The sequence below is a fragment of the Sulfitobacter sediminivivens genome, from assembly GCF_042611115.2.
Taxonomy (GTDB): Bacteria; Pseudomonadota; Alphaproteobacteria; order Rhodobacterales; family Rhodobacteraceae; genus Sulfitobacter; species Sulfitobacter sediminivivens.
On record NZ_JBHGAR020000007.1, the window covers coordinates 61,577 to 76,373 of the forward strand.

The following is a 14,797-nucleotide window of genomic DNA, read 5'->3' on the forward strand; positions in this document are numbered from 1 at the left end:
GATAGATGGCTGGAATTCCACACGACCATTACGAGCCAAAGACCAAGGGCGAAAAGTGGCTTTCAAGCCGCCTGAATGTCGTTGGCCTGCTCTACGACACATTGATGATCCCGACACCCAAGAACCTCAACTGGATGTGGATCTGGGGTATTGTTCTGACATTCTGTCTGGGTCTGCAGATCATCACCGGTATTGTTCTGGCGATGCATTACACACCTCACGTCGATCAGGCGTTTGCATCTGTTGAACACATCATGCGCAATGTGAACGGCGGCTATATGCTGCGCTATTTGCATTCCAACGGTGCATCGCTGTTCTTTATCGCTGTTTATGCGCACATCTTTCGTGGCCTGTACTATGGTTCTTACAAGGCGCCGCGTGAAATAACCTGGATCATTGGCATGTTGATTTACCTGCTGATGATGGCAACCGGTTTTATGGGCTACGTTTTGCCTTGGGGTCAGATGTCGTTCTGGGGTGCCACAGTTATTACTGGTCTGTTTGGCGCTGTCCCGTTCGTGGGCGAATCATTGCAGACTTTCCTGCTGGGTGGACCCGCGGTGGATAACGCCACGTTGAACCGTTTCTTCAGCCTTCACTATTTGCTGCCCTTCGTGATTGCGGGCCTGGTGATCGTGCATATCTGGGCTTTCCACACCACAGGCAACAACAACCCGACAGGTGTAGAAGTGCGCCGCGGATCGAAAGAAGAGGCAGAGAAAGACACGCTGCCTTTCTGGCCCTATTTCGTGATCAAAGATTTGTTTGCGCTGGCCGTGATCCTTGCAATTTTCTTTGCTGTTGTCGGCTTTATGCCGAACTATCTGGGCCATCCCGACAACTATATTGAAGCGAACCCGCTGGCGACGCCTGCGCACATCGTGCCTGAATGGTATTTCTTGCCCTTCTACGCGATCCTGAGGGCCTTTACGTCCGAGGTTTGGGTGGTGCAAATCGCGTCCTTCGTGACGGGGGGCATCATTGACGCCAAATTCTTTGGCGTGTTGGCAATGTTCGGTGCGATCATTGTGATGGCGCTGGTTCCATGGCTGGATACGTCGAGCGTGCGTTCGGGCCGCTATCGTCCGATGTTCAAATGGTGGTTTGCCCTTCTGGTCATCGACTTCTTCGCGTTGATGTGGCTGGGTGCCATGCCAGCAGAAGAGCCCTATGCCAGTTTCTCACTTATCGCATCGGCATACTGGTTTGGCTATTTCCTGATCATCCTGCCACTGTTGGGCGTGATCGAGAAACCATTGCCACAACCAGAAACAATCGAAGCCGATTTCGACGCGCATTATGGCGAGTCGAAAGCAACGACAACTGCGGCGGAGTAAGGCAGATGAAAATGATGAAAAACCATATCCTGTCTGCACTTCTGACCGTTGGCCTTGGATCGGTGGCTTGGGCGGCAACCGATACAACCAGCGGGCAGGCGCATGCAGACGATCCTGATGTTGGTGTCATGGCGCAGGATGACCACGGCGGCGATAGCCATGCGACCCCGCACATCGAAAACATCGACTTTTCGTTTGATGGCCCGTTCGGTGCCTATGATGTGAATCAGTTGCAGCGTGGCTTGCAGATCTACACTGAGGTCTGTTCAGCCTGTCACGGTCTTCAATATGTCGCCCTGCGGACATTGGGCGACGATGGTGGCCCGAGCCTGCCAGAAGATCAGGTGATTGAATTTGCCAAGCAGTGGGACGTGTATGACGCCGATCTAGATGACACGCGTCCAGCCACTCCTGTCGATCATTTTCCCGGCTCTAATCTGGAAAACGCACCTGACTTGTCTTTGATGGCCAAGAAACGTGCGGCGTTTCACGGACCCTATGGATTGGGCATCAATCAGTTTCTCAAAGGTACTGGTGGCGCCGAATACATCGCAGCTTTGATGACCAGCTATACCGGTGAGACCAAAGAACAGGCTGGCACCACGTTCTATGAAAACACCGCCTTTCCCGGTGGCTGGATTTCTATGGCACCGCCTATAGAAGATGAGCAGGTAGAGTTCGTTGATGGCCATGCGAACGATGCCCATCATCTGGCAGAGGATGTGTCCGCGTTCTTGATGTGGACGGCTGAACCTAAAATGGGTGATCGCAAGCAGGCCGGTTTTACCGGGGTGTTGTTCCTGACTTTGCTGTCCGTGCTGCTTTATCTGACGAACAAGCGCATTTGGGCACCGATCAAGCACAAAGAGAACGACTGACAGCAATTTAGATTTTCTGGAAAAGACCCCTCCGGCCTTATGCGGCCGGAGGGGTTAAGTTTGAGCCGCCTGAAATAAGCAGCTCCTCAGGGAGAAAGGGAATCTGAAAAAATTGGTCAGAAGGAGTTTGCTTTAAAGCTCGCTCCCCGGTCCAGAATGGCTTAGCCACCTTTCGCGCTTGTCTGACCGTTTACCGTTATATGATGCTCAGATACCCACAATGAATATTGGGGCTTTGGTCTTACCTGAGCAGTGTGTCTCAATGGTTTGAGTATTGCGCGTCCGATCAGACGCGTCTGTGAACTAGCTCACAGAGCGATTAAAAATCGATAATATTCGCGATTTTTGTTAATGAATTTCGGTCACGCAGTATCAGGCCACCCCGAATAAGGTCGATCACGCCATCAGACTTCCAGATCGACAGGGTTTTTGAGACCGCTTCGCGGCTTGCGCCCACAAACTCGGCCAGATCTGATTGGGACATGACCAGTGTATCGGTCTGGGTTTGCCCATTGCCGGTCAACTGTAGGATTTTGCGTGCAAGTCGGGCTGGCAGGGGCAAAAATACCTGTTCGTTCAATTGCGCCCCCATCCACCGTAAGCGTTTTCCTGCCAGCTGGATCATGTCGATATTCAAGCTGGGCGTGTCCCGTAGGGCCTTGAGGACGTCTGAGTTTCGAATGCCCAGCACAGATGTGGCTTTAAGTGCAGTTACCGTTGCTGTTCTGGGGCCGGGATCAAACAAGCAGATTTCGCCAAAAACCGCCCCCTTATGCATGATTTGAAGGCTCAATTTGCGGCCCTCCGGCGATGCTACGCTGACTTCGAGAGCACCCGAGAGCACAGCATAAAGCGTCTCGCCCTGATCGCCCTGAACAAATAGCGTCTCGCCTTTGCGCAGATCCTTCCGGACAGCGAGCGCTGTCATCAAGTCACGCAGATCATCGGACGCGCTGCCAAGGAAACCAGACTCGAATGGTGGAGGTGTCGAATTCACTTGAGCTATCCTTTGATCGAGGAAATCACCTTGCTACGCAGCAAGATGATCGGCGGCGGTGGACAGAATTGTTGCCTGAATTATCTGCCCTTCGGGATGCGGTTGGTCAAACAGCACAGGAGTGAATTGTTCAGTGCGCCCCATTGTCGGGCTTTCCATCAGGATATGATGTGTCTTCCCGATTTGATTGCGCAGGTGATCCGCGACGCGGATCGTTCCCGCCATCCGCAGACGCGCTGCGCGGGATTTGATATCGGTCCCGTTCACCGCGGGCATCCGTGCGGCAGGGGTACCGGGACGGGAGGAGTAGGGAAAGACATGCAGCCACGTCAGGTTGCAGTCGTCCACCAACCGCAGTGAATTTTGAAACATCGCCTCGGTCTCTGTCGGGAATCCCGCAATGATATCGGCCCCAAAGGTCATATCGGGACGCAATTGCGTGGCCGTTTGGGTAAATTGGATTGCATCGTCTCGCAAATGACGCCGTTTCATCCGTTTGAGGATCATGTCGTCACCATGTTGGAGCGACAGATGCAGATGCGGCATCAGACGTGGTTCTGTTGCGATGGCTTGCATCAGATTGTCGTCCACCTCAATGCTATCAATTGATGAAATGCGCAGGCGGGGCAGGTCAGGGACCAACCGCAGGATGCGCATCACCAGATCACCCAATTTGGGGGTCGCAGGCAGGTCAGCACCCCATGATGTCAGATCAACGCCCGTAAGTACAACTTCGTTAAACCCCTTATCCACAAGCCGCTTGATCTGATCCACGATCACGCCCGCCGGAACAGACCGGGAATTGCCGCGCCCAAAGGGGATGATGCAAAACGTACAGCGGTGATCGCAGCCATTCTGAACCTGCACGTAGGCGCGGCTGCGGGTGCCAAAACCATCAATCAAATGGCCTGCCGTTTCAGTGACCGACATGATGTTATCCACCTGAACGGCCTCGGTCGCGCCGATAAAGTCTGCGGCAATGCCAGTCCAAGTGCCCGCCTGCATCTTTTCGGTGTTGCCGATCACGGCGTCCACCTCGGCCATTTTGGCAAAGGTGTCAGGCTCGGTTTGTGCCGCACACCCTGTCACGATTAAACGTGCATCTGGGTGGGCCTTGCGCAGCTTGCGGATGTCCTGGCGTGCTTTGCGCACCGCCTCGGCCGTCACGGCACAGGTGTTGACCACAACAGCATTTTTCAGCCCCGCCTGACCGGCCAGATCCTTCATCGCCTCAACTTCATAAGCGTTCAGCCGGCACCCGTGATTTGAGAAGACAGGCGCGCTCATGTGAGGCCCATCAGAAAATCTGGTGTCAGCGTTCCGCTGAATACATGCATGGTCGGACCAGTCATCCAGACACCATCCTCGCGCCAGCTGACGTGCAATGTGCCGCCATCCAGATCAATGCGCACATCACGCCCTGTGAGGCCCCTGCGCGCCGCTGCAACGCCTGTCGCGCACGATGAGGATCCTGACGCCCAGGTGATGCCGACGCCACGCTCCCAGACCCGCATACGAATGTGATCAGGGCCAACGATCTGAGCAATCTGCACGTTGGTTCGCATCGGAAAGAGTGGATGATGTTCGATGGTTGGGCCAAACTGTGCGAGGTCAATGGCTGCAACATCAGGCACGAAGAAGGTGCAATGCGGATTGCCCATCCCTGTCGCCGTTGGCGCACCATCAATGGGCAATTCAAGCGTGTCCATTTCGTGCGCCAGAGGGATTTCATCCCATTGCAGTTGCGGTTGCCCCATATTGATCGCTGTCAGGCCATTGCCGGCATCCTTGGCGACCAGATCACCGCGATCTGTGGTCAGGTGCAAATGATCGGCCCCGCTTTCATTCATCAAATACCGAGCAATACAACGTGTGGCATTCCCGCAAGCCGCAGAGACAGAGCCGTCAGCATTATAAAAGGTCAGATGGGCGTCGCCGTTGCCATTGTTGATGACCGCCAACTGGTCAAAGCCAACGCCAAAGTGCCGATCACCGATTCCCTTGACCATCGTAGCAGTAATATTCAGGTCACACGCACGTGCGTCCACAACGACAAAGTCGTTTCCCAGCCCATGCATTTTCATAAAGGGCAAATCAGGTGTCAAAGCGCTGCACATTTGGCGCATATAGCTGTGCTGAGCGCACTTATCCAGCATGTGTCTAGAAATTCGCAGGTTTTGGGCTTGACCCCCCTGCGCCTCCTTTCTAAGTAGACCGCCAGTGGGCCTGTAGCTCAGTTGGTAGAGCAACTGACTTTTAATCAGTAGGTCTCCGGTTCGAACCCGGACGGGCTCACCATTTTTGTCAATAAAAACAAGTGCTTTGGGCTGCCTCGGATGCTGTGCTTGTTTGTGTCGAACACAGAATAAGCACAGAAAACGCTAGGAGCGAATAGCCGAGTCGTCGCTCACAGCGATCCTATGTCGGTCCCTACGACGCAGAGAACCCACCGAGTAAACGCAACTTCTGGAATTGCCAAAAGTAGATAACTCTGCCCATAGAAGAATAGTGGCGTATAGACAGCAGCTCGGGAGCTATGCGCGTTCTTGAATGTCCTGATGGTTTCCATCCCTCGTAACGTTACCATCGCAGATCGCAGAGATCGGAAGCTTTACCGGTATCCAAGCAGCCATTTCAAAGCGGCGTGATCACTCTCGACGCGTTTGTTGAGATATTTGCGATCAATATGCGGGATGTAGTCGAAGTGTGGACTATAGTGGTGGTTTATCTCACGGATCACCTTCCGATGGGTGTGGGCCTAGCCGCGCAGATCGAGACAGGACGATGCACGCATACCCGCTCGATAGCTTTGTTTAAAAAGGCTTGGACAGCCTTCGCACCACGCCTGGCTGTCAGCTTGAAATCCACTAACCGTCCGGCTGCATCAATTGCGCGCCAAAGATAGCGCCACTTCCCACCTATCCGAAGATATGTTTCATCAACATGTCAGTTCAGGCTTGCGCGGCTAAGATGTTTCTCGGCGCGCTTGGATAGCTCCGGTCCATATTTCTGCACCCAACGGAACACAGTTGATCTATCCATGTCCAAACCACGTTCAGCTAGCAGATCAGCCACATCCTCATTGGAAAGTGGATATCGCAGTTACATCCGTACGGCAGACAGAATGATCGCAGCGGGAAAACGATGGCGTTTGAATGGTTGCTTGCTCGGCATAACGGGATTCTCCGCACCACAACTCACAACATCACATGGTTAATGCAACAATCCCGTTGGTCCACACCGATATCCTCCAGAATTATTCCGTCGCAGAGTCGCGCTCTAAAATTTCAGCAACCCGAGATACATCATTGAGCGTTTTGGATTTTACCTGGCGGATCAAATCCATGGCTTTCGGTGTTTCTATGATCGCTGCGATCCTTTGTTTTTGCTTCTGGACGGACATTTCATGAAGTCGCGCTACGTCCGGATCGTTCATCAATTGCTCAAGCTCACGCGTGAATCGAGGTAGGTTCCTTTGGGCAGTGATGTCCTGACAGGAATTCCAATCCATTCGTACCCAGTATTCAGCCCCTTTTTCCTTTTTCTTAGGAGCCATCCTTTCATGTTTGACCAAGAATGCGTGCAATGATCGCAGAGGATAGTGATTAAGTTGAACCAAATCGTATCCGACAGTCTTTTTATCGGAACGCCATCCGCTCTTTCCCCGTTCCTTTGTAATATCCTGGCCTGATCCGTTCACCCAGAAAACCTCGTTTATAAGTTCTTTGGATAGGTTGCCGGGGCGGTGTGTGCTGAGGGACTGATAAGCGTCAATATTGCGCGTAGCAGTTTTGAACCCCCAAGCGGTATACGGTTTGGGGAGATATGACGGTGCACATTTGTCAAATTGCGCGATGGTTGGTAGATCGCTGTATTCTTCTAAACCCGCTGACCCAAAGATGCGCTGTGTCATAGCGATGTTGGTGACATTTTCAGGCAATGCCTTGAGAAGACAGGCAAATGTCCCGTTCCCGGTTCGGATGTTGATGAATTCATCCGCGTCAATATGCACTATCCAGTCAGCTTCAAACACTGCTGGCCTGACCATTACATCCTGCAACGCTGACGACTGTGGAGACTTGCCCGCCCAGTCATCGTTGTTCACATGCGTAACGATGCCATGCTTTTCCAGGTGTTGGAGCATCTCGTCCGTTCCATCGGAACAATCGTTGGTGAAAATCAGGAAATGATCAAACCCGATTGCCCGATGATAGGCGATCCATTCCAGCAAGAATGGGCCTTCGTCCTTCATCGAAGCGATAATGAGATTCCCCGTCCAACCTTCCTCAGGCTTCTTTTGAGGTACATGCTGATAGGGTGGTTGGGTCGCGGTTTCATCAAAACCAACAATGTCGTTTCGTGGGACAAAGCGCCCGTCAAGCGCGTCTGAACCAGTTTTTTTTGGTGATGTTTCTGATTTATTTGACGGCGGTGCGGCGGTTTTCTTTGGGTTATATCCGGGCACGGATGTGACCGGTTTTGCATCTTGAGGTGGGGTGTTTGTTTTGCCCTCGTGGCCAAAAAGGGATGGATCGGTGATAAAGTCAGGTGTCAGGAATTTGGACAGCTTTTCGGGTTCGTCCTGTTCTATGTCGTAGACAATGAAATGTTGCCCAGTTTCCTTAAAGAATGCAGGCACCTCGGTGTGATGTTTGTCCCACATCGCCGACCATGCTTCGACCGTTTCCTCCATTGAGGTCAATCCCAAGCCCTGCCGGTATCGCTCCCCATAGTTTTGAGTTGTTCCGTGGTTCAGTCTGCTCTTGATCCAACGGTCTTTGCTGCGCGTGTTCAGAATGAAATAAGAGCGCGGATAGTAGGCCGCGAACGAGCGATAAAAGGTGCAGGCTTCAATCACATCCGTCTTTTTGACAGATTGCATGTCGGTGTATGCTGTCCACTTGTCCCAGCCTTTGAGAGGCGGTTGTCCGGAAGAGACGTTTTCACTGATCCCGCGCGCCAGGTCACCACGTTTGAAATGCACTGATTTGATGCCATTTCTCTCAAAAAAATCATAGAAAGATCGTGTTCCACATTTGTTGAAACCAATCTGGAAAATTCTGGGTTTTATCGTGTCGAACCTAAGCCCATCCACCTCAAAGCGCATTCTCGTTACCTTTCCGTGTGCATTCTGTTTTTGGGAATTATGAGCGGTTGATTGCTTTCATACAACAGCTGATGTCCGGTGGTTTTGCCAGGTCTCGCCTGTATTTCAATACGGGAAAGTCTTTTGAAATGAGACACTTCCTGAACCCATTAGAGTGACGAAGACGCTGATTCCTCTTGGCGGGCAGAGACTGGTAAGGGGGGAAAGAACTGGCAATGCGACCGATTTCTCCCTATAGATGATCGAAAGAAAAGCCTCCAGAAGAGATGCTACGCAGTGCAGGTAACGCTACCGATGAAAGACAATGAAGTGGCTATGCAGCCGCCAGACCCTACTGACTTGCAGAGTTGGGCCCATCAGATCCGCGAATTAGATGGCGCGCATGTGGTACCTTCTGTGCAGAGGGGGCTGGTTCAGGAGTGTGGCGTTTTCGACCGTGACAAGAGCTACTGCCACGATGCTGTGCTGTGGCGAGGGAAACCACTCATGACCCTCCCCAAGGTGGTGGATCCATCGACCCCCAAGGACGTATTGGAAGGTAACTATCTTTGGGGTGGCGTTCTCCATGACCATTTTGGGCATTTTCTTGTGGAAACGCTTGGTCGCATCTGGGGATACGGCGAGATTCCTGGCAAAATCGACGGCGTGCTGTTCTTAAGGAAACGACCCGATGCATCGTCGGATGGCAAAGCTGTCAGATGGCATACGGCAGAAAACCCATTTTTATCGCGTTTTCAGGAACAGATTTTTACCCATCTTGGGATCAAGGCCCCAATCGGCATTGTAAGCGCCCCAACGGCAGTAACGAAACTCTGGGTGCCGGGGCAGGGATTTGGCATGTCGCGCATGACAACCGGTACCCCTAAATTCAGAGCCTTTATTAAAGAAAAATTTGCACGAAACATTTCGCCGGAAGGGCCCGAACGGCTCTATATTTCGCGCTCGGCCTTTGGTGCGCGGCGCGGTGGAATAATTGGTGAGACAATCGTTGAGGAGCAGCTAAAGAAAAGTGGGTACACCATATTTCACCCGCAACAGGAAGACGTCGAAACGCAGATCGCGCGATACAAAGCAGCACGCGAGATTGTCGCCCCCGATGGATCCGCCCTGCATCTTCTTGCGATGATTGCCAGGCCAGATCAGAAAATTGCGATGATCAAGCGGCGCAGTTCATCCGCCGCTGGCGGGATCGAAAATCATCTGGCGTCGTTTTCCGGTACGCGCCCGCTGGTAATAGATGCAATTGGCGAAAATTGGATCCGATCAGACAGGAAACGCGTTGACCGGTTTTCCCTGGCGACGCTTGATCTGCCGGCATTGGGCAAACAGTTGGCTGATGCGGGCATGGCAACAAATAAGGGCTGGAAAGAAACCAGTGAAGCCAGCCAACGTCGCTTTCTCAAAGATCTCGAACAGAGTAGCAAATTCACCTTCCGCCCCCAATCCCAACGCGCTCCTGACGCTCTGCCAAAAGGGATCGTCGCAAGCTGTCACGGTATCCAAGTGCCCAAATCCTTTGCCGTCGGCCAAAAATGGTTGGTTCGCAAGATAAACAACGGGCGCTATGAAAAAGAGGAAATTGCGGGCGCTCTACATCTTGTCAAGTCAATGGACCGGGTCCTGGAATGTGGGGCCGGTATTGGGATTGTTGGCACAACGATCGCGCATAATTGTAAACCGCAGAAGATGCTTTCCTTTGAAGCAAACCCGAATTTGATCCCTGTGATTGAGGCGACCTACAAGCACAATAAGGTGGATCACATCATTTCGGTGACCAATGGCGCACTTCTAAGCGGCAATGACGTTCCTGAAAGTGTCACATTCAATGTCTCCAAGCGCTTTGCATTTTCATCGCTGGACACCCCAAAACGTGAACTGTCTGAGCAAATTACAGTGCCAGCGTATGATTATGCAGCCGTGAAAGCGGATTTCGCTCCCACAGTTTTGTTGATGGATATTGAAGGTGGAGAGCTTGATTTCCTTGAAGGCGCTGATTTGTCAGGGATCAATGTGGTGGTCATCGAGTTCCATCCAGATGTCTATGGTATGGATGGGATGTCGCGTTGTAAGCAGCTTCTGAGACAAGCTGGCCTTGATCCAGTGCCCCGAAAATCATCAAAATTTGTCTGGGCAGCGCAAAGAGATAATTGAGAGAAGGCGAGCAATGGACATCTCGACCATGCCAAGAATGCAAAACGGTTTCTGTTGAAGCAAGAACTTGAGATAATTCAGGCAAAGGAACCTTTGCGGATGGCCTGCTGGCGCGGGACATCGGACAAGCTGGTTGTTGTTCTAAGTGGTGTGGGGCAGAACCCCGATGAATATCCTCCTTTTGAGTTTTTCAAATCCGCGACAGAAGATCAGAAAAACCATGCTCTCTTCATCAGCGACAAGAGCCGGAGTTGGCTGAACGGTGATGGGTTAAGTGCCCAAATAATTGATCGGATCGGGGCGTTCGCCAAGGAGTTGGGAACTTCCGACATTCACTTGTTGGGAAATTCCATGGGGGGAACCATGGCCTTGCTTCTCAAAGATTTGGTCGGGGCAAAGACCGTGTTGGCATTTGTGCCGCAATATTCAGTCTCACCGGACGTAATCCCGGAAGAGAAGCGGTGGAAGAAATACAGAAAGAATATCAAAACGTATGATTTCCCAGAGGTCAGGTTGCGAAGAACGGACGGTCAAACCGTTTTCATCGTTCATGGGGATACGCCTGGGGAATTGTTACATGCACAGAAATTCCCTCAGTTTCATGGATTGCGCCATTATATCGTTCAAGACCAAGGTCATAACCTAAGCAGGAAACTGAAACGCAAGCAGCAATTGTCCGACATAATCAGTGCTGCGATAAACGACAGACCTTACAAATTCAGACGCTTGATGCGGCGAAATGGCGCTATATTCAGGCAGGACTTTGACGCCGATCACCTTGTGCAACCTTCTTCGTCGATCGCTGCGGATGCGTTGCTGTCAGCGGTGGCGCGAAAATAGTGATCATACGATCAAAGAGATCATTCGCGCCATATCCCGACCGGATCGCTCTGTCATTTCTGTCCGATATGCATCGAGCTTGGCGCTGATGTCCATCAGCTCCTGTTCCTCAACCGTCGAGAGACGGTCGAGCGTCGCTTCAATTGAGTGGTCTGAGACAAGCATTGGAAAACGGTAGCAGGATTCAGAATAGCGATCCATGATCATCGGAACACCAAAACCAACCGACATAGATGTGGTCGAGGTGATTTTGATCGTTTGATATTGCGCAAATCCATCTGCGATCAACGGGTGGAAGAATGTTGCTGAACGAAAGCATTTAAAAACATCTTCATGCGGCACTTCATTGTTCGCACCCGCGGGCAAGATCGTGATCTTATGGCTCAGTTTATTTTCTGTGATGGCGTCCGCAACCAGATCCCGAGAGTCACCGCTGGACGGAAACTCAAATACAAGGTTTTCCCATCGCGCAGGATGGGCAGACAGTGCATCAATCAGTCCAAGATAGTTCCGCGATCGCAACGTCAAGTTACCGGGAACAACAACTTTGCGTGGAGTAGACACGCTGTAATCTTGTGGTGTGTCAGTGAGAACATAGGGGGCAAGGAACCCAAACTTGTCTATGTAGTTCCCATCGGTTCGCGCGTTCAATGCGGAGGTCACATGCATACCCAAGGTCATGAATACAAAATCAGGCCGCCCCAATAGATCGGTGAATTTGGGGTTTTTCATGAATTGGTCGACGTTGTGTATCAGCGCGATGACCGGCTTGCCGCATCGTTTCGCCCAGTTCGCGACCTTGGGTCGGTTCAATGTATTTACGATGACGAAATCTATGTCGTCTGCCAACTCGCGATCCCAATCAGCCGCTTCTGCGTCCTGATCCGGCGACAGAGACTGATATCGAATATCTGCAACGCCCCCCTGAACAAGCTGAAAGATGTCACCACGGACCCGCTTAATCCTGCGGTTCAACAGAACAGTGGGCCGATAGCCCGCAAAATTACATGCCGCAATGACTGAAGGAAGCACCTCTTCATGACGAGGTTCAAACTGAACGATCAGGCATTTCCGCATCATCTCGATTTCATCCAGTTCTTTTTGTGACATGGGCTGTGGTCTAGCAAGCCGCTGTAAACTTAACCAGTATCTTTGGTTCAAAATCTGGAAGGTGCCTTTGGTTTGCGCCGCATTCCACTTGAGCGCCTGACCCGCCCCCGCAGGCTCCATCATTCACAACGAGAATCTGAGTTCATCCATGGGTCCGTTCATGCGGCAAGGCCAAAGCGGGGGGATTGAACGCACCATCCCATCAAAAAGTGTATGCCCAAATCAATGAACTCGGGGTTCAGAGCGGTGCGGCGTAAACGGCGGGCTTGTTCATGATCGCTGCATGCCACCATCCACTTGGGGCCATTGATGCGCAAGGCACTGCGACAGAGCCAACAGAAACTAATTATCAATTATTTTTCGCAAGAAAATCAGCGCACAGATAAGAGCGACAAACGACAGCAGTACAACCGATCCAACGGACGCGCCAAATCCTGCCTGTGCCAGCAAAGCAACAGCTGCAACGCCTCCAAGCCTTGCGAATGTGATGTCCAGGCTTGTGCAGATGGCGCTCAGACTTTGGGGAGCGAACTGCAAGACCAATTGGGTTGATGGCGCATTGCTGCAGGCAAATCCAGCCCCAACCAATGCAGCGGATAACGTGAGCCATCCTATTCCATGGTAGAAGAATACCACCAGAAAGCTGGCCGCGATCAGGAACGGTGCCGCCAGCACGATGATCCGCACATGGTAACTGTCTACCCAATTTCGCAAGAGTGTTCCGACAACTGAAAATGAGAGCCATATCATAGCCAGGATGAGGCCAATCGAATTCACACTATAGTCAATGTCTGCCAACCAGAGGGGTAGTCTGAACAGGAAAAAGGTGATGGCACCATACGTACAGAAGATGTAGCCGAAGACGAGCCAGACATCGCCTGTGCCAAACAGCAGACCCAGATTTGGTACCTTCTGTGCGCTGGGCATAAATTTCCCGGCTTCCGTTTTCACAGACAAGACCAGCGCCACCCCTGCGAGAACTGCGAAAAGAACAAAGACCGATTGCCAACCGGTGGACATGATCGTCTGGCTAAGAGCCAATGGCGCAAACGTCGCGACGTAGCCGGTTAAACTGCCCCATATGATCAGAATCTTACCCGGTCGATGTGGCAACGTTCTGGTGAGGAGAAGCGGGACCAATGGCGAGAAAATACCACCCCCAAAACCTTGCAGGACGCGACCTGCAATCAGCATCTCGAAGTTCGCCGCATATGCAACGATGGCTGCCCCCATTGCGAACATCACGACGCCGGTAGCAAATACTCTTTTGATGTTGAAAGCATCCCCAATCAGGCCCCCAACGATGACACCAAGTGCCACCGAGATACCATAGGAGTTGAAGACCCAGGCAACGTGGCTGAGCGTCAAATCATAAAATGTCTGAATTGCTGGAAGAACCAGCGGAACCAAAGTCAGTTCCATCACGAAAGCGATGCTTGCCGCAATCGAACTGATGATCGTTCTGCGTGACGTCAAGGTCATCGCAAAACGCTGTTTTTTCGGTTCAACGCAAGCACTTTCTAACATTGATATTACCGACATCCGTTGGAATCATGAAATGCCATCAAGCAACGACACCAATCGGTCTTACCATCAAACTTTGCGCAGCATTATGGCGATCATGTGACATTTCTCCGGGTTGGATCTCCAGAAAGTGCATGATCTCTTCCGTGTTCATCCAGACAAGTGCGTCTTCATCTGTCACCTGATTGTCTGGTCCAAGCCATACACCGGGTTCGCAGTGGGTATAGCCGTAACGAGCCTGGATTCCTTTGTACGACAATGTTGTCGGTACGAAGCCGAACACATAGTCAGGCACCCACGTTTTGAGCGCCATTTCCAGAACAAAGCGCGAAAGAAGAGGTGTTAAACCCAGTTTTCTGTGTCCGCCATCACCATCCTTCAGCCAGAAATCACCGTGATAGCAGACTTTTCCAGTGATCTTATGCAGGGCTTGGGGGCGAGAATAATAGGTGCGATCCGGATCAGGTGTTGAGTTTGGTGTCATGTACTTGTGCCGGTGCATGTCCATGTGCTGGCCAAGTGTTACGCCTGACAAATCCAGCTGTCTTATTGCCTGGGTGTGAACCAGCTCGTCGGTTTCATTAAACCCACAAACCCAGAATGCGTTGGACTGATCGACGTAAGAGCAAGTAACATCGAACATCGGATACAGTCCTGATCGGTCTTTCTGTAAGTTCCGTATCCTTCGGTAAGCTGCAAAATCGTCTCCGATCTCAACACGCATCCCTGCTTCTTCAAGATTCTTGATAATGCTCGAGACGCTATTGATCGTGTTGTATAGGCCGAGTGCTGACATTAGCTTTCCCTTGTATTGACCTACTCGGCCTTAACAGAATTTTTCATCTAAATGAAG

The 14,797-nt window shown here is 51.7% G+C and carries 11 protein-coding genes, 1 tRNA gene and 1 pseudogene; 5 read left to right on the forward strand and 8 right to left on the reverse strand.

All coding sequences use genetic code 11. The annotated features are described in order from the left end of the window. Positions 1-5 precede the first annotated feature (5 nt). Positions 6-1,337: a cytochrome b gene (gene petB / locus ACEWL3_RS09515; protein ID WP_386182403.1), complete on the forward strand. Its 1,332-nt coding sequence runs from the start codon at positions 6-8 to the stop codon at positions 1,335-1,337. A gap of 128 nt (positions 1,338-1,465) precedes the next feature. Beyond that, entirely contained in the window at positions 1,466-2,215 is a 750-nt protein-coding gene (locus ACEWL3_RS09520; RefSeq protein ID WP_386182516.1) for a cytochrome c1, read from the forward strand. A gap of 319 nt (positions 2,216-2,534) precedes the next feature. Here the strand turns inward: ACEWL3_RS09520 and ACEWL3_RS09525 are convergent, their stop codons facing one another. The 3 genes from ACEWL3_RS09525 to dapF form a co-directional block, all read right to left on the reverse strand. Beyond that, on the reverse strand, positions 2,535-3,143 hold the full coding sequence (locus tag ACEWL3_RS09525) for a Crp/Fnr family transcriptional regulator (protein WP_492012008.1): 609 nt from the start codon (positions 3,141-3,143) through the stop codon (positions 2,535-2,537). A gap of 102 nt (positions 3,144-3,245) precedes the next feature. Beyond that, a complete protein-coding gene (gene mtaB / locus ACEWL3_RS09530; protein ID WP_386182399.1) occupies positions 3,246-4,499 on the reverse strand; it encodes a tRNA (N(6)-L-threonylcarbamoyladenosine(37)-C(2))-methylthiotransferase MtaB in 1,254 nt (417 codons plus the stop codon). Continuing rightward, the gene (dapF, locus tag ACEWL3_RS09535) at positions 4,496-5,296 is read right to left on the reverse strand and encodes a diaminopimelate epimerase (RefSeq protein ID WP_435000787.1); all 801 of its coding nucleotides are present in this window, start codon (positions 5,294-5,296) and stop codon (positions 4,496-4,498) included. The genes mtaB and dapF overlap by 4 nt, the downstream gene beginning before the upstream one ends. 138 nt (positions 5,297-5,434) lie before the next feature. On the opposite strand from dapF, the gene ACEWL3_RS09540 reads away from it, so the two are divergent. After that, positions 5,435-5,510, forward strand: a tRNA-Lys gene (locus ACEWL3_RS09540). 238 nt (positions 5,511-5,748) lie between these two features. Here ACEWL3_RS09540 and ACEWL3_RS09545 read toward each other — a convergent pair. Together ACEWL3_RS09545 and ACEWL3_RS09550 are read right to left on the reverse strand one after the other, a co-directional pair. Next, positions 5,749-6,386: pseudogene (locus ACEWL3_RS09545) on the reverse strand (IS6 family transposase); the annotation flags it as partial. 82 nt (positions 6,387-6,468) lie between these two features. Further along, on the reverse strand, positions 6,469-8,319 hold the full coding sequence (locus ACEWL3_RS09550) for a glycosyltransferase family 92 protein (protein ID WP_386182395.1): 1,851 nt from the start codon (positions 8,317-8,319) through the stop codon (positions 6,469-6,471). A 486-nt stretch (positions 8,320-8,805) separates the two neighbouring features. On the opposite strand from ACEWL3_RS09550, the gene ACEWL3_RS09555 reads away from it, so the two are divergent. Continuing rightward, positions 8,806-10,470, forward strand: coding sequence for an FkbM family methyltransferase (locus ACEWL3_RS09555; protein ID WP_386182393.1), 1,665 nt, complete (start codon positions 8,806-8,808; stop codon positions 10,468-10,470). Between the two features lie 99 nt (positions 10,471-10,569). Then, entirely contained in the window at positions 10,570-11,310 is a 741-nt protein-coding gene (locus ACEWL3_RS09560; RefSeq protein WP_386182391.1) for an alpha/beta hydrolase, read from the forward strand. A 3-nt stretch (positions 11,311-11,313) separates the two neighbouring features. On the opposite strand, the gene ACEWL3_RS09565 is transcribed toward ACEWL3_RS09560, so the two are convergent. From ACEWL3_RS09565 to ACEWL3_RS09575, 3 genes are all read right to left on the reverse strand, one after another. Continuing rightward, positions 11,314-12,420: a hypothetical protein gene (locus ACEWL3_RS09565; RefSeq protein ID WP_435000789.1), complete on the reverse strand. Its 1,107-nt coding sequence runs from the start codon at positions 12,418-12,420 to the stop codon at positions 11,314-11,316. A gap of 342 nt (positions 12,421-12,762) precedes the next feature. Beyond that, entirely contained in the window at positions 12,763-13,902 is a 1,140-nt protein-coding gene (locus ACEWL3_RS09570; protein ID WP_386182387.1) for an MFS transporter, read from the reverse strand. Between the two features lie 82 nt (positions 13,903-13,984). After that, positions 13,985-14,740: a hypothetical protein gene (locus ACEWL3_RS09575; protein WP_386182385.1), complete on the reverse strand. Its 756-nt coding sequence runs from the start codon at positions 14,738-14,740 to the stop codon at positions 13,985-13,987. Positions 14,741-14,797: the final 57 nt, after the last annotated feature.